Origin of the sequence: Bacillus sp. F2HM, from assembly GCF_019266135.1 — a bacterium.
GTDB classification, from domain to species: Bacteria; Bacillota; Bacilli; order Bacillales; family Bacillaceae; genus Bacillus; species Bacillus safensis.
Genome location: NZ_LRMO01000006.1, coordinates 25,830 through 45,910, shown reverse-complemented (window position 1 = coordinate 45,910; position 20,081 = coordinate 25,830). Strand labels below are relative to the sequence as shown.

The 20,081-nt window shown below is 43.6% G+C and carries 22 protein-coding genes; 15 read left to right on the top strand and 7 right to left on the bottom strand.

Annotated features, from left to right (window positions below):
- Nucleotides 1-22: 22 nt before the first annotated feature.
- The 3 genes from AWT60_RS04320 to AWT60_RS04310 all read right to left on the bottom strand — a co-directional run bounded on the left by AWT60_RS04320 (nucleotide 23) and on the right by AWT60_RS04310 (nucleotide 3,042).
- Nucleotides 23-619: an NAD(P)H-dependent oxidoreductase gene (locus tag AWT60_RS04320; RefSeq protein WP_076840735.1), complete on the bottom strand. Its 597-nt coding sequence runs from the start codon at nucleotides 617-619 to the stop codon at nucleotides 23-25.
- Nucleotides 620-777: 158 nt separating this feature from the next.
- The gene (locus tag AWT60_RS04315) at nucleotides 778-1,392 is read right to left on the bottom strand and encodes a YcnI family copper-binding membrane protein (RefSeq protein WP_218676940.1); all 615 of its coding nucleotides are present in this window, start codon (nucleotides 1,390-1,392) and stop codon (nucleotides 778-780) included.
- Between the two features lie 15 nt (nucleotides 1,393-1,407).
- Entirely contained in the window at nucleotides 1,408-3,042 is a 1,635-nt protein-coding gene (locus tag AWT60_RS04310) for a copper resistance CopC/CopD family protein (RefSeq protein ID WP_218676939.1), read from the bottom strand.
- Nucleotides 3,043-3,549: 507 nt separating this feature from the next.
- Here AWT60_RS04310 and AWT60_RS04305 point away from each other — a divergent pair.
- The 5 genes from AWT60_RS04305 (at nucleotide 3,550) to AWT60_RS04285 (ending at nucleotide 9,112) form a co-directional block, all read left to right on the top strand.
- A complete protein-coding gene (locus tag AWT60_RS04305) occupies nucleotides 3,550-4,992 on the top strand; it encodes a PTS mannitol transporter subunit IIBC (protein WP_039176553.1) in 1,443 nt (480 codons plus the stop codon).
- 95 nt (nucleotides 4,993-5,087) lie between these two features.
- Entirely contained in the window at nucleotides 5,088-5,522 is a 435-nt protein-coding gene (locus tag AWT60_RS04300) for a PTS mannitol transporter subunit IIA (protein ID WP_041106527.1), read from the top strand.
- A 1-nt stretch (nucleotide 5,523) separates the two neighbouring features.
- Nucleotides 5,524-6,645: a mannitol-1-phosphate 5-dehydrogenase gene (locus tag AWT60_RS04295; protein ID WP_218676938.1), complete on the top strand. Its 1,122-nt coding sequence runs from the start codon at nucleotides 5,524-5,526 to the stop codon at nucleotides 6,643-6,645.
- Between the two features lie 99 nt (nucleotides 6,646-6,744).
- Entirely contained in the window at nucleotides 6,745-8,493 is a 1,749-nt protein-coding gene (locus tag AWT60_RS04290; RefSeq protein ID WP_218676937.1) for a methyl-accepting chemotaxis protein, read from the top strand.
- A gap of 226 nt (nucleotides 8,494-8,719) precedes the next feature.
- Nucleotides 8,720-9,112: a RidA family protein gene (locus tag AWT60_RS04285; protein WP_218676936.1), complete on the top strand. Its 393-nt coding sequence runs from the start codon at nucleotides 8,720-8,722 to the stop codon at nucleotides 9,110-9,112.
- A gap of 199 nt (nucleotides 9,113-9,311) precedes the next feature.
- Here AWT60_RS04285 and AWT60_RS04280 read toward each other — a convergent pair whose 3' ends face one another.
- From AWT60_RS04280 to AWT60_RS04270, 3 genes are read right to left on the bottom strand one after another with little or no spacing between them, the layout of a single operon-like run.
- Nucleotides 9,312-9,548 carry a DUF2651 family protein gene (locus AWT60_RS04280; protein WP_218676935.1) on the bottom strand — a complete coding sequence of 79 codons (237 nt, stop codon included), beginning with the start codon at nucleotides 9,546-9,548 and terminating at the stop codon, nucleotides 9,312-9,314.
- Between the two features lie 25 nt (nucleotides 9,549-9,573).
- A complete protein-coding gene (locus AWT60_RS04275) occupies nucleotides 9,574-9,867 on the bottom strand; it encodes a DUF5316 family protein (protein WP_218676934.1) in 294 nt (97 codons plus the stop codon).
- A gap of 25 nt (nucleotides 9,868-9,892) precedes the next feature.
- Nucleotides 9,893-10,270 carry a VOC family protein gene (locus tag AWT60_RS04270; RefSeq protein WP_095357097.1) on the bottom strand — a complete coding sequence of 126 codons (378 nt, stop codon included), beginning with the start codon at nucleotides 10,268-10,270 and terminating at the stop codon, nucleotides 9,893-9,895.
- Between the two features lie 184 nt (nucleotides 10,271-10,454).
- Here AWT60_RS04270 and AWT60_RS04265 point away from each other — a divergent pair, with 184 nt between their 5' ends.
- The 8 genes from AWT60_RS04265 to AWT60_RS04230 all read left to right on the top strand — a co-directional run bounded on the left by AWT60_RS04265 (nucleotide 10,455) and on the right by AWT60_RS04230 (nucleotide 17,151).
- Complete coding sequence (locus AWT60_RS04265; protein ID WP_080769491.1) at nucleotides 10,455-10,724, top strand: excalibur calcium-binding domain-containing protein; 270 nt, start codon at nucleotides 10,455-10,457, stop codon at nucleotides 10,722-10,724.
- A 127-nt stretch (nucleotides 10,725-10,851) separates the two neighbouring features.
- The gene (locus tag AWT60_RS04260) at nucleotides 10,852-11,607 is read left to right on the top strand and encodes a Cof-type HAD-IIB family hydrolase (RefSeq protein ID WP_041106513.1); all 756 of its coding nucleotides are present in this window, start codon (nucleotides 10,852-10,854) and stop codon (nucleotides 11,605-11,607) included.
- 182 nt (nucleotides 11,608-11,789) lie between these two features.
- Nucleotides 11,790-12,548 carry a LamB/YcsF family protein gene (locus AWT60_RS04255; protein WP_218676933.1) on the top strand — a complete coding sequence of 253 codons (759 nt, stop codon included), beginning with the start codon at nucleotides 11,790-11,792 and terminating at the stop codon, nucleotides 12,546-12,548.
- A gap of 26 nt (nucleotides 12,549-12,574) precedes the next feature.
- Nucleotides 12,575-13,792, top strand: a complete 1,218-nt coding sequence (locus AWT60_RS04250) for an NRAMP family divalent metal transporter (protein ID WP_076840745.1) — start codon at nucleotides 12,575-12,577, stop codon at nucleotides 13,790-13,792.
- A 5-nt stretch (nucleotides 13,793-13,797) separates the two neighbouring features.
- Nucleotides 13,798-14,589, top strand: a complete 792-nt coding sequence (locus tag AWT60_RS04245) for a putative hydro-lyase (protein WP_076840746.1) — start codon at nucleotides 13,798-13,800, stop codon at nucleotides 14,587-14,589.
- An 18-nt stretch (nucleotides 14,590-14,607) separates the two neighbouring features.
- On the top strand, nucleotides 14,608-15,354 hold the full coding sequence (pxpB, locus tag AWT60_RS04240) for a 5-oxoprolinase subunit PxpB (RefSeq protein ID WP_075622361.1): 747 nt from the start codon (nucleotides 14,608-14,610) through the stop codon (nucleotides 15,352-15,354).
- Nucleotides 15,351-16,397 carry a 5-oxoprolinase subunit C family protein gene (locus AWT60_RS04235; protein ID WP_076840747.1) on the top strand — a complete coding sequence of 349 codons (1,047 nt, stop codon included), beginning with the start codon at nucleotides 15,351-15,353 and terminating at the stop codon, nucleotides 16,395-16,397. Before pxpB ends, AWT60_RS04235 begins: the two co-directional genes overlap by 4 nt.
- Nucleotides 16,381-17,151, top strand: coding sequence for an IclR family transcriptional regulator (locus AWT60_RS04230; RefSeq protein ID WP_076840748.1), 771 nt, complete (start codon nucleotides 16,381-16,383; stop codon nucleotides 17,149-17,151). The genes AWT60_RS04235 and AWT60_RS04230 overlap by 17 nt, the downstream gene beginning before the upstream one ends.
- A gap of 33 nt (nucleotides 17,152-17,184) precedes the next feature.
- Here the strand turns inward: AWT60_RS04230 and AWT60_RS04225 are convergent, their stop codons facing one another.
- Nucleotides 17,185-17,820 carry an FMN-dependent NADH-azoreductase gene (locus tag AWT60_RS04225; protein ID WP_024425558.1) on the bottom strand — a complete coding sequence of 212 codons (636 nt, stop codon included), beginning with the start codon at nucleotides 17,818-17,820 and terminating at the stop codon, nucleotides 17,185-17,187.
- 406 nt (nucleotides 17,821-18,226) lie between these two features.
- Between AWT60_RS04225 and AWT60_RS04220 the strand changes: the two genes are divergently transcribed.
- Nucleotides 18,227-18,859 (top strand): GDSL-type esterase/lipase family protein, encoded by a 633-nt coding sequence (locus AWT60_RS04220; protein ID WP_076840749.1) that lies wholly within the window; start codon nucleotides 18,227-18,229, stop codon nucleotides 18,857-18,859.
- Between the two features lie 88 nt (nucleotides 18,860-18,947).
- Nucleotides 18,948-20,030, top strand: a complete 1,083-nt coding sequence (locus tag AWT60_RS04215) for a C45 family autoproteolytic acyltransferase/hydrolase (protein WP_218676932.1) — start codon at nucleotides 18,948-18,950, stop codon at nucleotides 20,028-20,030.
- Nucleotides 20,031-20,081: the final 51 nt, after the last annotated feature.

Below are 20,081 nucleotides of genomic sequence, written 5' to 3'. Positions count from 1 at the left end.
AATCTCGGCAGTCTTTTTTATGTTAAACAGCCGGCGGGAAAAGCTGATCCACCGTTTCTTTCGTTTCTTTCAGAATTTCATGTATGTAATCTGCAGATGCCTGCTCCATGCTGCTGAACAAAAGCCGTTCGACAGGCTGAACGCCAATAAAATTGAAGACTTCAGTATCAGTTGTCATGTGATGAGAGGAGCTGAAGACCTTATTGGAATCAAGAAAAGTCCTCGGTGCATCGTGGGTGTTGATAATGACACCTTTTTTGTGCCGAAGCAGATTTTCAATTTCTCCATCCTCATTGGTCTGATAAGCAAAACCTTCAGAAAAGACGCGCTCTACATATCCTTTTAGCATGGCCGGCAAGCCGGTCCACCATATTGGAAAAATAAACGTCAACACATCCGCTTGCTGAATCAGTGTCTGCTCTCTTTGAATGGCAATCGGGACATCCCCGCATTTGATGGCAGCCTTTTCTGCAATGGTGAGCTCTGGTGAAAAACCTAGGGCATAGACATCACGAACAGTCACTTTATGACCATTGTTCAATAGAGTGCTCACAACAAGATCTAATAAGGTTTGATTTAAACTTTGCTGGGGATGAGCAAAAATGATTACATGGTTCATCTCATAGCCTCCTATGTGGTCATCTGTCTCATTATGTCACGCGGCTTTATCCTATTCAATCCTATATTGGTAATAACAAGTTGGGAAAATGGAAAATAATTGATTAGGCATAAAAGAAAAAGCGATCGTTTCTCAGAAAACGATCGCTCATACAGCCTTTATTTTTTTCTAAAAGCAAGTCCAAGTGCAATCAGTGCCACGACTAGAGCAGCAATGGACAACCCAAGCACAAGTGGTGAGGAAGAAGAGGAAGCTGTTTCAGATGCCTTTTCTTCTTTTGGTTTTTCTTGACCATGTGAATCCGTTACCGTATTAGATGCGACAATGTTTGTGATGGAATGCGGCTTGTCAGCATCTTTATCGCCAGTCCATTCAACGACCGTTCCATCCTTATAATATTGATACGCATCCCATGCAGCTTCACCTGCTTTTTCAGGATTTTTCGCTACAAAAACGAATTGCTGGAACTGTCCAGCAAGCACACCTTTACCCGTTGCTTCCCAAGTCACTCTTGTCACCTTGCCATCTTTTTCTTCAGTTGAAGTTTTCCAGCCAGGTACTGGCTCATATTGCTGGAATTCTACGCCTTTAGGAATTGTCACGACAACCTTAGTCGTCGGGCTGTCACTCTCAGAAGGAACCTTTAATGTATAGGTCTCCCAAGCATTTGTCGCAGATGTATCAGGCTTGACTGTCACGTGCGCACTCACAGGAATTGCCAATAAAAATGAGGCGAGAAGCATTGGTAGTAAAGCTTTAACGTATTTTTTCATATGTGATAACTCCTTTTAGTTTCTTCTAATAAATGTGGTATCGATATTCTTAAAAGAACCAGTTAACGCATGGATTTCAATTTTCCATGTGCCTTTTTCATTTAATAAGAGATTTTCAGCAGAGAAATGACCATTTTTTAATCGTTTCAGCTGAAATTCACTCGGTTTCTCTTCGCCGAATAAGGCGACTTTATGGATCTTGGCTGTCACAGATTGAATATCAGTGATCGTTTCTCCATTCTTCTTTGTAAATGCCACTTCGAACGAGTTTTTCCCCGGGGCATTCGGGGTAATGCTCAAGGACACAATGTCACGATGCTCGACCTGATTTGCGCCAAAGAAGGGCTCAGGTGCAGGCGGAGGAGGGCTCGGAATATTGGTAAAGACAGCCGTTAATAACAAAATGGCGATCCCGATCATCCATTCAGCTCGTAAGGAAATGCTGCGTTTCTGCTTCTTTTCCCATCTCAGCATCAAGTAATGCATCAGCCCAAGAAGGCCCATGATGATAAATAAACCAAGCTTGATTAAAAAGGTGCGTCCGTATGCTGATTGGAAAAGAGCGTCAAACGATTGCAAAATAAAGATGGCATTCACAAATCCTGAGAACACAATGAGTCCAACAGAGAGCAGTGCCCAAGGATGAAATGCTGCTAGCGTACTCCGTATGAGCGGCTGATCTTCATTTGGCAGTTTCTTCATCAATAGAAGGACAATGGCTGTTAAACCACCGACCCAAATTGAAGCAGAGACGAGATGGATGAAATCAAGTGATGTTGTGAGTATTTTATTGTCTGTTGCGGCTGGATGTCCGATTTGTGCCTTCAGCCAAAGAAGCACTATGAAAAGAAGCAGTGGAAACAGCCAAACTCGAAAAGAAGAGAAATCCCCTTTTCTCACCGCCACAATCGTCCAGATGGTGAGAAGAACAAATGACGCCATAAGCATCATCCACAGACTACCGCCAGAAGTGGACGCAATCGTTTCTTGTAAAAGCGAAGGCTGAAATGCCCCCCAAAAGGACACGTCTGCCGCTGATTTTGTCTGAATCGGCAGCTGGAAGACAAGTGCTCCGCCCATCATGATCAATGACACGGTCAAAAGCCGCTTCATTCGTTTCGCCAATACAGGTGAAATCGCAGTCTTAAACCAAAGCAGTCCAAACAAAATGGTCCCAAGGAATAAGCTGAATGACGTATAAAGAAAGGCTTTATCAATAGTTGAGGCCACATCAATGGATTCATTCGATTGACCTTGCTCTAATTGGTCAAAACCGCCATCCGCTTTTCCAATACTAAACGGAATCATACCAGAGACAGAGTGTCCGTCCGCTGATACCGCATTCCACTGGATGGTGTAAATCCCTTTTGGTAAATTCTTTTTTAAAGCTGCTTCCATGATCTTTTGATCTTTAATGACCGTATCTCCTTTATCCACACGATCACCTTTTGCATTTAGCACCTTAATGGCATGAAATCCGCTTTCAATCCCTTCACTAAATGTGATCGAGACTGAAGGAGGCTGCTGATCCAGCTCTTCATTTGCCGCTGGGTTTGAGCTCACGACGTATGCGTGAGCAAATGCTTCCTTTGGAATGAAAAAAGCGAACATGATCATAAGAAGCAGAAGCCACTTACTATTTTTAAACAAGGTGAATAACCGCCTTTCTACCTATGAAAATGTCTCATGTATCAGAAAGAAAGCGGCAGTAAACTGTGAGTCACAGAAAAAACCGCTCTTCCTATTGTGCCGCCCACTCTAAAAGGTAAACGAAACAAACAGCAAGATGGTTCACTTTTTCTGTGTCATGTCTGCGCAGACATTTCTTAATTGAATAGGTTTGATCAATTATAAGCCTATTCGATTTAAGAAGAGGAAACAAGAAGAGACCATTTGAAAGTTGTGAAATTCCCATGAATTTTTCGTCAAAACAACGGCAGATCAACCTTTTCACCCGTTTTGTATTGGGATCTGAAGGTGATGACACATCATTTTTCAATTTTGTCACACACTATGTGACAAAGTGACATTTAGTTTCAATTGAAGAGAACGTGAAAGCGTTTTACGATAGGCATAAGGGCTTCACTGAATTTTGTTCTTATATCTTTTGACCTATAAAGCCCTAAATAAAGGGAGAGAAGAAAGGAGTTTTCATAGATGCAGGAAAAAAGCGGATTTCGCGTAAAAGTACAGCGCTTTGGAAGCTATTTAAGCGGTATGATCATGCCGAATATTGGAGCGTTTATCGCTTGGGGACTCATCACCGCATTGTTCATTCCAAGTGGTTATTTTCCAAATGAACAATTAAATACACTTGTTGGTCCAATGATCAACTACTTGCTGCCGCTTTTAATCGGTTACACAGGCGGGAAGCTCGTATATGATCATCGAGGCGGGGTACTCGGTGCAACCGCTACGATTGGGGTTATTGTCGGTTCGGACATCCCAATGTTTTTAGGTGCGATGATCATGGGACCGCTTGGCGGTTATCTCATTAAGAAAATCGACCAGCTGTTCAAAGACCGAATCAGATCAGGCTTTGAAATGCTGATTAATAATTTTAGTGCAGGTATACTAGGTGCCATTTTAGTCGCCATTGCTTTCTACGCCATCGGTCCAGTGGTACTAGGCCTGAATAAAGCCCTTGCGGCAGGTGTAGATATCATTGTCAATGCACATTTACTTCCGCTGGCAAGTATCTTCATTGAACCAGCGAAAGTATTGTTCTTAAACAATGCAATTAACCAAGGGATTTTAGGTCCATTAGGAGTAGAGCAAGCGGCGAAGACAGGCCAGTCCGTTCTGTTCTTGCTTGAAACAAACCCTGGACCAGGTCTCGGTGTTCTTCTAGCCTACATGTTCTTTGGAAGAGGGACGGCAAAGCAGTCTGCACCTGGTGCGATTGTCATTCAATTCTTAGGGGGAATCCATGAGATTTACTTCCCATACATCTTAATGAAGCCAAAGCTCATTTTGGCGGTTATTGCTGGGGGAGCGAGCGGCGTTCTGACCTTTACACTGTTAAATGCAGGCTTAAAGGCTGTGCCGTCACCAGGAAGTATCATCGCTCTGATGCTCATGTCACCAAAAGGCGGCCACCTTGCCGTTCTAGCAGGTGTTGTCGTGGCAGCGGTCGTATCGTTCCTTGTCGCTTCTGTCATTTTGAAAGCGTCTAAAGCAGTGGACGAAGATTTAACAGCAGCAACTGAAAAAATGCAAGACATGAAAGGCAAGAAAAGTGCAGCAGCAGCAGCTCTTACAGCACAAAAAGAAGGTGCTGAAGCAAGCGAGCAAGCAGCATCTCCAGATGAAATCAATCCAGATGACGTGAACAAAATCATCTTTGCCTGTGATGCAGGAATGGGCTCAAGTGCGATGGGCGCATCCGTCTTAAAGAATAAAGTCAAAAAGGCAGAGCTAGATATTGATGTAACAAATACATCCATCAGCAATATCCCAGATGATGCCGATGTGGTCTTTACTCATAAAGATTTAACAGATAGAGCCAAGGCAAAACTGCCAGGAGCTGTGCATATCTCAGTTGATAATTTCTTAAACAGCCCGAAATACGATGAGCTGATTGAGAAATTGAAAAAATAACATGACGAAACGGGTTGAGTCCAATTTTTCCTAATTGAACTCCCCGTTTTGGTTGTTTTCTGATTTTCCATTCTAAAAAAGGTGTGTGATCTTTCATGAAACAAGTACTTTCAAAAGACAATATTTTTCTAAACGAACAAGCGGGCTCTAAAGAAGAAGCCATTAAAAAAGCGGGCGAAGTCCTAGTGGCAAACGGTTATGTCACAAGTGATTATGTGGACAAAATGTTTGAAAGAGAAAATATTTCTTCTACATTTATGGGCAACGGAATTGCCATTCCTCATGGAACAGAGGATGCGAAAGCGGCTGTTCTTCATTCAGGAATTTCCATTATCCAAATTCCAGATGGCGTTGAATATGGCGAGGGGAATATTGTCAAAGTCGTATTTGGCATCGCTGGTAAAAACAATGAACATCTCGATATTCTTTCTCAAATTGCAATTGTCTGTTCAGAGGAAGAAAACGTAGAGCGTATCATTCATGCAAAGGATCAGGATGAACTGATCGCCATCTTTAACGAGGTGAACTAACATGAAGGCACTTCATTTTGGAGCAGGAAATATTGGCAGAGGGTTTATCGGATCTTTGTTAAAAGCATCAGGCTTTGAGCTCGTTTTTACCGATGTAAATGAAGCGGTGATCAACGAGCTGAATGAAAAAGGAGAATACACAGTGGAACTTGCAGCACCAGGGCAGCAGCAAGAAGTGGTTGGTCCTGTGTCAGCCATCAATTCCGCAAAAGATCCAGCCGCATTAACAGAGGCAGTTGCAACAGCTGATCTCATTACAACAGCTGTTGGACCAGCTGTTTTGAACATCATTGCTTCATCGATTGCTGAAGGTTTAAAACAGAAAAAGACTGATCATATCATCAACATTGTGGCGTGTGAAAATATGATTGGCGGCAGCTCTCATTTAAAGGAAGCCGTTTTCTCTCATTTAACAGCTGATGAACAAGAAGCGCTGTCACACACAGTTGGTTTTCCAAACGCTGCGGTTGACCGCATTGTCCCCATTCAGCACCATGAGGACATTTTGAAAGTATCAGTCGAGCCATTTTTCGAGTGGGTGATTGATGAGACAGGCTTTATTGGAGACGTTCCTCAGATCGATGGAGCGACCTTTGTACAAGATTTGACGCCTTATATTGAGCGTAAGCTCTTTACTGTCAACACAGGACATGCACTAGCTGCTTATGTCGGGTACGAGAAAGGCGTTCAAACGATTAAAGAAGCTGTCGATACACCAGAGATTCGTCAAGTGGTCGAAGGTGCACTTCACGAAACGGGCAGCTATTTAATCGACACATATGGCTTTCAAAAAGAAGAACATGATGCGTATATCCAAAAAATCATCAAACGATTTGAAAATGCCTTTATCTCTGATGAAGTCACGCGCGTCGCACGTTCCCCGCTTAGAAAGCTTGGAGCAAATGACCGTTTAATCGGTCCAGCGAAAAAGATCAAACAGCCACAGTATTTAGTAAAAGGAATCGTGGCAGCTTTGGCTTACGACTTTACTGAAGACGAAGAAGCTGTTCGTTTGCAGGCATTAAGAAAAGAAAAAGGCATTGAATGTGTGCTGGAAGAGGTATGTGGACTCTCACCAACAGACGATCTTTATCAAGCCATTCTTAAAGAAACAGCTCATTAATCAGAAAATCCCTTTCCAACGTGCGGAAGGGATTTTTTCTATGACTTTTTTAATACTTTTCCCTGCTTGACGATATATAAAGCAAGGGGGAATTTGTACATGAAAAAGAAAGCGTTTGCGTCAAGAAGTGTCTTTTTTCAATTAATGTCTGCCATTATCGTGATCACGATTTTAACGGGCGGACTAGTTGGAACAACGGGGTATTTTTTAGCGAAAAGCGTATTAATTGATGCGGGAAAAGCAGATTTAAAACACATCGTCAATGGAGCGATGGCCACACTTGCACAGTTGAATGACCGTGTGGAGAAAAAAGAACTGACGATTGAGCAGGCGCAAGAACAAGCCCGGCTTTACTTGAGTGGACCCAAAAATGACAACGGGAAGGGATACCAACCTCAAAAATCAGATTTTATCTATAAAAATAAAGGCTATCTGATCGCATATGGCACTGACTATTCAACCCAGGTCCATCCGGTCAACGACATTGGCGTCATTCCAGATAACACGACCAATCGTCAAAAAATGGTCGCTGGCGCCAATGCGAAAGGCGAGGATGCACACTATGTGACCTATATGGATAAGGACGATGCAACCGGCGAAGAAAAAGAAAAGCTCGCCTATATGAGCCAGTTTACGCCGTGGAATTGGAGTGTCGGTATCGCTGTCTTCCAGGACGAATTTTATAAAGAATTAGAGCAGATGAAGCTCTATATTATTCTCATTACAGCAGGTGTCGCCCTTCTGAGTCTAGGCGTCTTTTATTTAACTGCTCGAGGAAAAGTCAGACTGCTGAAGCAAGTCACTGCTGCTTCAAAGGAAATTGCGGCGGGGAATATTGAACGCACAAACTTAAAGGAAACAACGGATGAAATCGGCCAGCTGGCAAAAGGCTTTAACCATATGTCAGGAGAGCTCAGAACACTGGTGAGCGGTTTACAGGAAACGAGCAGTCAGCTTGTTGAATCAGCGACAGATTTATCGGCAATATCTGAAGAAACCTCAGCCAGCAGTGAAGAAATTGGACGAGCCATCGGAGACATTTCGACTGGAACACTTCATCAAGCATCTGATCTTGAAGTAGCCAATCAACAAATGACCCAGTTTAATCAATCTATTGAGAACGTCAAAGAACAGAGTGATCAAATTAAACGGATTTCCGACCAATCGAGTCAATCATCACAGCAGGGTCAGCAAATCGTACAGCAATTAAAACAATCGAATGAACAATCGATTCAGGCGTCTCAAGGCATTAGAGCAGGAATCGAGCAGTTAAGTACAAAAGTACAGGATATTTCTCAAATCACAGATACGATTGAAAGCATTTCAAATGAGACGAATTTACTGGCACTGAATGCAAGTATTGAGGCAGCACGGGCGGGAGAGCATGGCAAAGGCTTCTCAGTTGTGGCGAGTGAAGTGCGGAATTTAGCTGAACAGACAAAACAATCAGCCGTTCAAATTCAGCAAATGATTCAAGGCATTAAAGAAGAAACGACGGCAACAGCCGGCATCATGTCGAGCACAATGGATCGTTTTGCCGAGCTGGATGAAGCGGTGCATGCAACAGAACATGAATTCAATGCCATCTCTACGTTGATTTCACAAACCATCGTTGAAACAAACGCGATGGCAAAAGAGCTGAATACACTGCTGGAGCAAAACGACCTCATCACAAAAGCCATGCAAGGCGCAGCACATGTTTCTCAAGAAAATGCTGCGGCGATCGAAGAAATCACTGCATCCACAGACGAACAAGTGACAGCCATTTCTAATGTGGCAAAAGCAGCAGAAAGACTTAATGAGCTTAGCATGCGATTGAATCAGGAAATTGCGCGTTATCGTCTATAAATCATTTTGACGATGTATCACTTGTCAGGTACGATGAAGTTAATCAAAACCTTGCTCACGCAATCAAAAGGAGTGTTCCGGTCATGAAAAAGAAGATATTGATGTTCTTACCTTGTGGCTATGGATACTCCACTGCTGTTTTCTTTTAGGATAGATAGAAATTGGTGAAGTCTGTCTACAAAACAAAGAAACTAGCAGAAAAATAAACGTGAGTGAGGGATATAACATGGAAAAAATCACGAGAAAAAACCCAGAAAGTATGCCGAAACCTGTTGGTCATTACAGTCATATCACAAGGGTGCCAAGGGGTGCGGGATTATTTGTTACATCGGGTCAGGTAGGGACAGATATAGATGGGCAGATCCCATCAAGCTTAAACGACCAAGTAACGAATACGTTTGAAAACATTAAAAAAATCCTTGAATCAGAAGGATTGAATGAAGAACATGTGATCAAGGTCAATATATGGGCAACAGAAGAAATCGACTGGGACCATCTATATCCTCAGTGGGATACGATCTTTAAAACAGCTTACCCATCAATGACGGTTGCTTATGTATCAGCTTTAGGATGGCCGGAGCTGAAAATTGAAATTGAACTATGGTGTGCGGATATATGATTCAAAAAAAGAACAGTGGAAACTGTTCTTTCAAATTGTTGACAAAGGGCTAAAATGATCTTTATTTTAGCCCTTTGTCTTCTTTTTTTCAGCGTGATAGAAAACCTTTGAAGTCTAGGAAGGACGAGTACCGGCGCGGAGCGAATTTGACATTCGTGAGCACCGGCATGCAGACCTGACACCGAATGCGAGGGTTTGTCTACACGCTGAGCCGCTTTGTGATCCATCCAGTAAGGAACGTAAAGACGGTGTAGACGATGACCCAAATGAGAAAAGATACATTCCCGCCAATAGAGGTGAACATGAAGATCATGCTCGCTAACAGCACAATCAAAGTAGGCATCCAAACATTCTTCAAAAAGAGCGTGCCCAAAATGCCAATCAGCACAGAGATAATAGGAAAGCCAAATACAATGAATAGAATAAAAACAGCCATATTGCGAACTCCTTTTAACAAGTGTTTACATTAAAACATAAAAGACCGAAGCAGCCATGTGTGGAAGTGCAAAAATCATCACAAGAAAAGCCGTATCAAGGCGCCACATGCGGTATTCTTTTGTTTCAGAATGATAGGCTGCTCGTGTCTCTTCTCCACTTGTCCAAGCACCCATTAGCACCCCAGACATCACGACCCCAATAATAGAAATCCCGCCGCTGACAAACCCAATCCATTCAAGGTGCTGCAACAGCATAGCGGCGCTGTAAATCACAATCATTGAGCAAACACCGGCGAAAAAGGCATGTTTTTTTCTCATTCTGGTTCACTCCCTTCAAAGACAATTAGGAGACCGCATCACATATTTCAATGAAATGACCATCAGGATCAGACACATAAGCGACCGTTTGACCCCATGGTTTTTTTGCAGGTTCTTTGATGATTGGAACCCCTTTTTCCTTCATTGATGCAATCGTTTGCTCCACATCATCCACAACAAAGCCAATCTCAAACGTGTGAGACGCTTGATTTGCTTCAGGGACAGGCAATCCGAGTGCTTCTTTGACATCCTGTCGTGAATTAATCGATAACGTCACGTCTCCAGTGTCAAACTCAACATAGGATTCAACCCTCAATTTTATTGGGAAACCAAGTACATGCTGATAGAAATGAATACTCGCCTCCACATCGTTTACATATAGAATGGTATATTTCATTTTCATGTGAAAAGCTCCTCTCTTCATATACGTGTCAAAAACGGAAAGGTTTCCCACTCATTGTACCATATAGGATATAAGATGTATTTCATTACAAAAAAATCAAAATAATTAGCTCGATAGTCTTGAAAAACAAAAAGTGGTGACATATGATAAAAATGTAAAATTAGAAAAAATAGGGGGATTTTACATGTTGAAAAAAATCATGGTGGCTGTCTTGTCTTTAGGTCTTTTACTAAGCTTTACACAAGTCGACACCCACACAGCAGATGCAAAAACGGTCAAGTCTTACAAAAACTGCAAAGCGCTGAACAAAGTATATAAAGGCGGCGTAGCAAAAAGCAAAAACACGAAAAACAAAGGCGGAAAAACAAAGTACAAGCCTTATGTATCAAAAGCACTTTATCAAAAAAATATGCGGCTTGACCGCGATAAAGACGGCATTGCGTGTGAACGCTAAGCACATGTGAAAAGACCTGTCACAAGGTCTTTTTTCTATGGGATCAAACTCGTCCCTTTGTGCCAGCTTCATCTTTATATTAAAATAAAGATAGTTTCAAAAATCGATACAAAGTGGGGTACTCAATTTGTCAACACAAGCTCATAAGAAAGACATCCGATTGATTGCCATTGATATGGATGGCACGCTGTTAAACAGTGAGCACATCATTCCAGAGGAAAATAAACAAGCCATTAAAGAGGCTGAAGCAAAAGGGGTCCATGTGGTCATTAGCACAGGGCGGACACTGATGACATGCCGAGAGCTGGTTGAGCCGCTCAAGTTATCGTCTTACCTTGTGACAGCAAACGGAAGTGAAATCTGGGATTCAAACTTCCAGCTGATCGAACGAGATCTGCTGCATCCTGATCACGTCCAAATGATGTGGGATTTAAAAAATAGGTACGAAACCGATTACTGGGCTTCGACTGTGGATAAGGTGTGGAGAGGTGAATTCCCTGAACGAATTCATGACCATGAATGGCTGAAATTTGGCTTTGATATTCATGATGATGACGTTCGTGAGGAAGTACTCAATACATTGAAAACAAATAAGCATCTAGAGATCACAAACTCAAGTCCAACGAATATCGAAGTGAATGCAGCCGGCATTAACAAAGCGGCAGCTCTTGCAAAAGTAGCAGAACGCATTGGCTGTACGATGGACAACGTCATGTCACTTGGCGACAGCCTCAATGATATAGCCATGATTCAAGAAGCTGGATTAGGCATTGCCATGGGAAATGCGCAGGAAGTGGTGAAAGAGGCCGCTGATTGGATTACAGCGCCTAATACAGAACACGGCGTGGCAAAAGCCATCCAACATTGGGTGCTGTCTAAATAAGGTGCATATCATTACAGAAAAAGTGAGAGGATTTTGCCTCTCGCTTTTTTTGTTTTCTCCTAGTTCTATTGTTATGTTTTCTGCCAATTTCATGTGCAGTCTATCCAAAGTTGGTATAATCAATATAAATTCGAATATTCGGACTTTATATTCCGTATTTCGGAACAACAAGGAGGGGTTCTATGTATCAAGTGGATATCAACTGTGATTTGGGAGAAAGCTTTGGTCAATACACAATCGGTGCAGATGAACAAATCTTAGAATATGTCACCTCAGCCAACATTGCTTGCGGTTTTCATGCAGGAGATCCAACGGTCATGAGAAAGACAGTTAGAATGGCACTGGATAAAGGGGTTAAAATTGGTGCACATCCAGGTTTGCAAGATTTGGTCGGCTTTGGCAGACGTCCAATGGCTATCTCCGCAGAGGAAGCCTATGATCTTGTCATCTATCAAATTGGCGCTCTATCAGCCTTTCTCAAGGCCGAGGGCGGCACGATGCAGCATGTCAAACCACACGGCGCCCTCTACAACATGGCAGCTAAAAATAATGAATTATCTGAATCGATTGCGCAGGCTGTATATGATGTGGACCCAAACCTTGTGTTATTTGGTCTGTCAGGCAGTGAACTTGCGTTAGCAGGTGAACGAATAGGTCTGCAAGTGGCACATGAAGTTTTTTCTGATCGGACGTATCAAACAGACGGGACGCTGACATCGCGCCGCGAACCACATGCACTCATTAAAGAGGATGAACGGGCCGTCCAGCAGGTTGTTCGTATGGTGCGAGAAGGCAGGGTTCGTACAGTTCAAGGAGAAGATATCGAGCTCAAAGCAGATACGGTTTGCATTCACGGAGACGGCAGTCATGCGCTTCAATTTGCGAAGATCATTACAGCAAAGCTAAAAGAAGCCGGCATCCATCTGAAGGCCTTTCAATAAAAATCGTCATCAAAGGGGGAAACAGCATGAAAACAGAGAAAGTCAAACAAATGAAGGCACCAAAGGGGAATCGGTCTATGCTGATGGGCGCAGCCTTTTTAATGGCGACGTCCGCGATCGGACCGGGATTTTTAACACAAACAACCGTCTTCACACAGCAGCTTGCGGCTAGCTTTGGATTTGTCATTTTGATCTCAATTTTATTAGATATTTTTGCACAAACAAATGTATGGCGCATCATTGCCGTGTCAGAAAAACGAGGTCAGGATATCGCAAATATGGTGCTCCCGGGTCTCGGCTATGTGCTGGCCTTTTTGATTGTCATTGGAGGACTTGCCTTTAACATCGGAAATATCGCTGGAGCTGGTCTCGGTTTCCAGGTGATCTTCGGAGTCGATCCGCGAATCGGCGCAGGGATCAGTGCTGTGATTGCCATTCTTATCTTTGTGATCAAAGAGGCTGGGAAAGCGATGGATCGTTTCACACAGGCAGCTGGTTTTGTCATGATTGGCCTGATGCTGTATGTGGCGATTTCAACAGCGCCGCCAGTTGGAGAAGCGGCCGTGAGAACATTTGTCCCAGAGACGATTGATATTTTATCCATTGTGACACTTGTGGGCGGAACGGTAGGCGGCTATATCGTCTTTGCTGGCGGGCATCGCTTGCTGGATGCAGGTATTAAGGGGAAGGAAGCACTGCCGCAAGTGACGAAAAGCTCTATTTTCGGTGTTTTAATTACATCTGTCATGCGTGTAGCACTCTTTCTTGCCGTATTAGGGGTTGTTTCAAAAGGCTTGCAGATTGATCCATCCAACCCGCCTGCCTCTGTTTTTCAATTAGCTTCAGGAAATATCGGCTATAAAATGTTCGGGATTATTATGTGGGCTGCGGCGATTACGTCTGTCATTGGAGCAGCATACACATCTGTTTCTTTCTTCAAAACCTTCTCACCAAAAATTGAGCAAAACCAGCGTGGCATTATCATTGGTTTTATTGCTCTTTCAACCCTTTGTTTTATCACGATCGGAAGACCTGTGAACATCTTGATATTAGTTGGAGCAATCAATGCATTGATTTTGCCGCTCGCCCTTGGCACTTTACTCGTTGCGGCGTATAAGAAAGACATTGTTGGAGATTATCGTCATCCATTCTTTTTGACAGTGACTGGTGCATTTGTTGTGGTCATTATGGCGATGATGGGCGGCTATACCATCATGAATGAAATCCCTAAACTATGGAGCTGATCCAGATGAATACTTATCAAACATATGAGCCATCACAGATGAGAGAATTGATTCGCGAAAAAAAGATCACAGGACCAACGGCTGGCTTTGCAGAAGGGTTTGCTCAAGCCAATTTAATGATTGTCAAAAAGGAACTTGCCTTTGATTTTCTTTTGTTTTGTCAGCGGAATCCGGCTGCATGTCCCTTGCTTGATGTACTGGACCCAGGTGATCCAGTGCCAAGACGGTCGGCGCCTCAAGCGGATATTCGTACGGACTTTCCTAAGTACCGTATTTACCGAAAAGGGATTCTTGAAGAAGAGGTTACAGATATCACTGCTTATTGGGAGGGTGATATGGTTGCCTTTCTCATTGGATGCAGTTTTACGTTTGAGCACGCGCTTATGCTGAATGACATTCCTGTCCGCCATATTGAAGACGGTCATAACGTACCCATGTATCAAACGAATATAGCTTGTGAAAAAGCAGGAGTCTTTCACGGCCCGATGGTGGTCAGCATGAGACCCATTCCGGCGCATCAAGTCACAAGAAGTGTTCAAGTGACATCTCGATTTCCATCAGTCCATGGCGGTCCGATCCATATAGGGGACCCAGCGGTGATTGGCATTTCCGATGTGAATCAGCCTGACTTTGGAGAACCATCTGTGATCAAAGAAGGAGAGGTCCCGGTGTTTTGGGCATGTGGTGTGACGCCGCAAGCCATTGTCATGCATACAAAACCCGACATTGCGATTACTCATGCACCTGGGCATATGTTCATCACAGATCGAAGAGATCAAAAGCTCGGTGTACTGTAGAAAGAGAGGTGTCCTCAAGTGGCTTTTTCAACGATAAAAGATTCTATCACCTACCACCCGCTGGGAGATGCAGCGATCGTCATCCAAGCTGGAGCTGACATACGTGAGGAGATTCATGCACGGGTTGAGCAGCTGTTTGCATGTATTGAACAGCACCCATTTGAAGGGTATGTAGAAGCAGTTCAAGCCTTTACAAACGTGACTGTTTTTTACGAGCCTTATACCGTTCATCAATCGGCCCAGCTTCAAACACATGACCTGTCTCCGTATGAATGGGTCAAAGGCTATATTGAACAACTTCTTGAAGACAAATGGCAAGATGAAGTTCAGGTGAAGCGACGCATCGTTGACATTCCAGTCTGTTACGGGGGAGCGCTGGGCCCTGATTTAGAAGAGGTTGCCCGTATCAATGGTTTAACGCCAGAGGAAGTCGTGCGTATTCACACTGCCGGTACGTACCTTGTCTATATGGTTGGATTTGCCCCAGGGTTTCCGTTTTTAGGCGGGCTGTCTGAAAAGATCGCAGCACCACGCAGAGAAACACCAAGGATGTCCATTCCAAAAGGCTCTGTTGGTATTGCAGGAAAGCAGACAGGCGTTTATCCAATTTCCACACCCGGGGGCTGGCAGCTCATTGGACAAACCCCGCTGCCGCTTTTTCGCCCAGACGAGGAAATTCCGAGTTTATTAAAAGCAGGGGACGAGGTCAGATTTGTCCAAATGTCTGAAAAGGAATTTTTCAGCATGAAGGAGGCAGAACGTTGAGTATTCATGTCATCAAGCCAGGGATCTACACAACCATTCAAGATAAAGGGCGGCAAGGCTATCAAAAGTATGGCGTCTTAACGAGCGGCGGCATGGACCCGCTCTCACTTAGAATCGCCAACATTCTCACTGGCAACCAAGAAAATGAAGCCGTGCTGGAAGTGACGTTGATGGGGCCGGGGCCTGTGCTCACATTTGAGAGGGATCAGCTCATCGCCGTCACTGGTGCTGATGTTGAGATTGATATTGATGGAGAGCGGGCACCATTATGGAAGCCGCTCTTTGTCCGATCAGGAAGCACGATCACCTTTGGTCTTTGTAAGAGAGGCTGCCGCGTTTATCTTGCTGTGGCAGGTGGATTTGATGTGGAACCAGTCATGCAGAGCAAAAGCACCTATGTCAGAGCAGGGATCGGTGGACTGAAAGGACGACCGCTTGAAAAAGGTGACGTTCTATCCATTGGAGAGCCGTCTATCGTAGCGGATCATTTGTTTGATAGGCTAAAAAATAAAGTGAATCAGGCGGGATATGGCGCACCCGATTGGACAGTGAGTCATGATCATTTTTTACCGCTGCGGAAATCACCAGTGATTCGTGTGCTGGCAGGCAGGCATCTTTCTCATTTTCAAGAAACATCTCAAACCGCGTTTTTTGAGCAGTCTTATCAGGTCACACCTCAATCAGATCGCATGGGCTGCCGGCTAAAGGGAGAGCCGGTTCATTTAAAAGAAAAGCTGGAATTGATCTCAGAAGCTGTCGCCTTTGGATCTATTCAAATTCCACCCGATGGCCAGCCGATTATTCTGCTGGCAGATCGGCAGACGACAGGCGGATACCCGCGTATTGGAGAAGTAGCGACTGTTGATTTGCCGCTTATTGCACAGGCGATGCCTGGGGCAAAGCTGTATTTTGAACAAATAGATCATCGGGATGCAGAGCAGGCGTTATTTAAGCAAGAAGCAGAACTGAGGGAGCTGGCCGCAAGAATCAAGCTGGAAGCATTCTCGTTTAGAAAAGGTGAAGAAGATGCAAAACACAAATAAAACGGTTGTGAAATCAATGGAGATTTTGCGGCTGTTTATCGCTCACGATCAATTAACATTAAATGAAATGATCGAGCTTTCCGGTATGCCGAAAACATCTGTCCATCGTATGGCGAGCTCTTTAGCCGATATGGGACTGTTAGAAAAGCAAGAAACAGGTGTGTATCGATTAGGATTAATGTTCCTTGAATACGGTCAGCTTGTGGCGGACCGCCTTGATATTCGAAGGATTGCAAGACCATTTATGGAAAGCTTACGGGATGAAGTAGGAGAAGCTGTACAGCTCATTGTTCGTGAGGGCGACGAAGCCATTTACGTGGAAAAGATTGAAGGTACGCAGCCTGTTCGTCTCTACACCGCCGTTGGCAGACGGTCTCCCCTATATGCGGGTGCCTGTGCGAGAAGTATTCTCTCCTTTTTGCCAGAGAGCGAGAGACTTGCCTATATTGACTCAATAGAGCTGGGGAAGATCGGGATTGGGACCATCACAGATAAAGAGGTTCTAAGAAACATGCTGGAAGAATCAAATGCGCGGGGATATACGCTAAGCTATTCTGAGCTTGAAAACTATACAGCTGCGATTGGAGCTCCTATTTTCAATCATCTGGGGGAAGTGGCAGCAGGTATTAGCATTGCAGGATTTGAAGCAGGCTATCAAAAAGAACGCTTACCTTACTTAATTCAACAGGTGAAAAAAGCCGCCAGTGATATTTCGAGAGAATTAGGTTTTTCTGAACAAATAAAAAGCCAATGACCGTAAAGATCATTGGCTTTTTGCGTGCAGTTATTAGAAAGTTTTTCCTAAAGCTTTCGCACGTTCGATTGCATCTGCTTTAATTTGCTCTGCTTTCGCAGGCTCAGCATTGTGACCTTCAACGATAAGACCTTCGAAAGAAGGAATTCCGAAGAAGTTAGCGATTGTACCAAGGTAACGGTGACCTGCTTCAAGTTCAGCAGCAGGACCTTCAGAGTAGTATCCGCCACGTGCTTGGATGTGAAGAGCTTTTTTGTCTGTTAATAATCCAACAGGACCTTGCTCAGTGTATTTGAATGTTTTACCAGCTACAGCAACAGAGTCGATGTATGCTTTAAGAACTGGTGGGAATGAGAAGTTCCAAAGTGGTGAAACAAATACATATTTGTCAGCAGAAACGAATTGATCACTTAATTCGTTTAGACGAGCAACTTTCGCTTGCTCTTCAGCTGAAAGTGTATCGAAACCAGCGCCAGATTGAAGTTTGCCCCAGCCAGCGAATACATCTGCATCAATGTGAGGGATGTTTTCTTTGTACAAATCGATATGTACAACCTCGTCACTTGGATTTGCTTCCTTATAAGATTCGATAAATGCCTTAGCAGTAGCCATACTGTAAGAAACTGTTTCATCATGCGGATGTGCAGTGATGTATAAAACTTTTGCCATGTTCATTCAATCCTTTCTGTTTCGGTTATTTTTTTAGCGTATCCCAAAGGTACACTGAATATGTGGCATCTTTAATCATATTGGAATGCTATGAAAAAGATGTAACAAGCACAGTTACATGAAAACTGATATTTTCATTGTAATCACAATGTAGTTTGAAGTCAAGGTATAAAGTCTCGAAATCAAGATAAAAAGTTTGTAAATTTTTCTGGAACGCGTAAACACGCAGTTTTCAGCGCAAAAAGCCTACTCTTATTGAACAAAAAATCGTTCGATACCGCAAGTAAAGAGTTTGTAAAGGCGCTGCATCTCAAAAAAAAATGAATGCCCCTAAGTCATCTGCTACAAGCATCTGTTCTTCGAATTCGTATATATAAGAGAAGGCAGGAGAGAGTGAGGGATAAGAGTGGGACGATCCTATGTTGCGATTGGAGATTCCTTAACAGTTGGGGTGGGGGCACGTTTATTTGGCGGAGGATTTGTTCAGCGGTTTTGGTGGATGCTTGAAAAAAAGACGCATGCACCGGTCGAGCTGTCCGTATTTGCAAAATCAGGGTTAACGACTGAGCAGATTTTACAGCTCTTCAAACGGTCAGAGGTGAGACGTGCGATTGCGGCAGCTGACATCATCACCATCACAGGCTGTGGGAATGACCTTGTTCAAGCTGTTCAGCAGTATGAAGAAGGTGAAGATGAAAAGAAACTGCTGCAAGCAGTCATACATTGTCAGGCGAATTTTAGCAAGATGATTCAAGAAATTGCTCAAATTAAAAGAGGACAGCATCAGCCCTACTACGTGTATTTCATGAATTTATATAACCCATTTCCAGAAATACCAATAGCCGGGCGGTGGCTTCAGCAATATAATCAACAGCTTCGTTTGCTTGCTGCGAATCCACATGTAGAAGTTGTGGATGTGTACCGGGCGTTTGAAGGACATGAAAGAGCCTACTTATCGATTGATCAATTTCACCCGAATCCTAAGGGGTATGAAGCGATGGCAGAAGCATTGTTTAAAGCATACTGTAAACAGCTGTAATCCGTGGGATTGCAGTTTTTTTCATCTTTTTCAATATATGACGGTTTCGATATGATAAAAGAAACGAAGGTGAAAGAGGTGTACAGGCATGGAGGAAATCAGTGCGTTTTTTCAAAAGATGACAGGAACGGCTTATGAAGTAGGAAAACAGCAGGCTGTCTGGCTTAAGGAGAACCCGTTGCTAAAGACACAATATATTCGAACAGAACCGGTAACACAACAGGCTGTGAAAGAAACGAAGCAGCTGATCCGTCCCTTTCTTCCTCAATTAGATGAAGAGATTGCTGGGTTATGTGATGAAATGCAATTAGATGAGCGTTATTTGACCATTTTCTATTCATCTCATCTTCAGCCAGGCTGTTCCCACTGTGTGAGGCAAGGGAATATGGCGGCAGGCCAACAAACGGTCATGCTGCGTAACTATGATTTCTCTCCGATTTTTGATGATATGCGTCTTGTGACGACACATGTGAAAGGCTCGGCATATCATACAGGCTCGTCGCTGCTGTTGTTTGGCAGATCTGATGGAATGAATGAGCATGGTCTTGCAGTGACTTTCTCTGCTTGCGGTCCGCCGGTTGGCAATGAACCCGGTTTAAAGCCTCCAGCAGTCGCCGGTTTGCAGGTGTATCATGTGATTCGCTCTGTTCTGGAATCCTGTTCAACGGTCGAGGAAGCCATTCGCTCTATCGAGGAAATGCCCGTTGCCTCAAATGTTCATATCATGCTTGCCGATCGAAAAGGAAAGGCGGCTGTGATTGAAATCATTGATGGTCAAAAAAGGGTGAGAAAACCGGAGAGAGGTTATATTGCTGCAACGAATCATCCGGTAGCTGCTCAAACAGCAAAAGGGATGACCAAACATCATTCTGTTGTCAGATACGATATGTTAATGGAAGCTTTAAAAGAGCAACGATCAAGTGATTCTCTTGTGAAACTGTTCCAGACAGAATATCCTGATGGTCTGACTGTGCACAATTATGATGAGCTGTTTGGAACGATGCGAACCGTCATGTTCCGTCCAGAAGAAGGCACAATCGATTATTGCTTTGGCTCTCCAGTATACAATCCGACTTATTCTTTAAAAGCCGGGGGTTCACTGCCTTTTCAAGAACGAAAGGTTCAATTTCATCAAAAGGATTATGGACCTTCATTTTGGAGAAGTGTCTGATGATCCCTTGTTTATATTTTGTCACAGCCGCTGTGCCAAATTCAGATCAAC

Coding starts and splice junctions, on each gene's coding strand:
- AWT60_RS04320 (WP_076840735.1), bottom strand. CDS start 619: ATGAACCATGTAATCATTTTTGCTCATCCCCAGCAAAGTTTAAATCAA.
- AWT60_RS04315 (WP_218676940.1), bottom strand. CDS start 1,392: ATGAAAAAATACGTTAAAGCTTTACTACCAATGCTTCTCGCCTCATTT.
- AWT60_RS04305 (WP_039176553.1), top strand. CDS start 3,550: ATGCAGGAAAAAAGCGGATTTCGCGTAAAAGTACAGCGCTTTGGAAGC.
- AWT60_RS04300 (WP_041106527.1), top strand. CDS start 5,088: ATGAAACAAGTACTTTCAAAAGACAATATTTTTCTAAACGAACAAGCG.
- AWT60_RS04295 (WP_218676938.1), top strand. CDS start 5,524: ATGAAGGCACTTCATTTTGGAGCAGGAAATATTGGCAGAGGGTTTATC.
- AWT60_RS04290 (WP_218676937.1), top strand. CDS start 6,745: ATGAAAAAGAAAGCGTTTGCGTCAAGAAGTGTCTTTTTTCAATTAATG.
- AWT60_RS04285 (WP_218676936.1), top strand. CDS start 8,720: ATGGAAAAAATCACGAGAAAAAACCCAGAAAGTATGCCGAAACCTGTT.
- AWT60_RS04280 (WP_218676935.1), bottom strand. CDS start 9,548: ATGGCTGTTTTTATTCTATTCATTGTATTTGGCTTTCCTATTATCTCT.
- AWT60_RS04275 (WP_218676934.1), bottom strand. CDS start 9,867: ATGAGAAAAAAACATGCCTTTTTCGCCGGTGTTTGCTCAATGATTGTG.
- AWT60_RS04270 (WP_095357097.1), bottom strand. CDS start 10,270: ATGAAAATGAAATATACCATTCTATATGTAAACGATGTGGAGGCGAGT.
- AWT60_RS04265 (WP_080769491.1), top strand. CDS start 10,455: ATGTTGAAAAAAATCATGGTGGCTGTCTTGTCTTTAGGTCTTTTACTA.
- AWT60_RS04255 (WP_218676933.1), top strand. CDS start 11,790: ATGTATCAAGTGGATATCAACTGTGATTTGGGAGAAAGCTTTGGTCAA.
- AWT60_RS04250 (WP_076840745.1), top strand. CDS start 12,575: ATGAAAACAGAGAAAGTCAAACAAATGAAGGCACCAAAGGGGAATCGG.
- AWT60_RS04245 (WP_076840746.1), top strand. CDS start 13,798: ATGAATACTTATCAAACATATGAGCCATCACAGATGAGAGAATTGATT.
- AWT60_RS04230 (WP_076840748.1), top strand. CDS start 16,381: ATGCAAAACACAAATAAAACGGTTGTGAAATCAATGGAGATTTTGCGG.
- AWT60_RS04225 (WP_024425558.1), bottom strand. CDS start 17,820: ATGGCAAAAGTTTTATACATCACTGCACATCCGCATGATGAAACAGTT.
- AWT60_RS04215 (WP_218676932.1), top strand. CDS start 18,948: ATGGAGGAAATCAGTGCGTTTTTTCAAAAGATGACAGGAACGGCTTAT.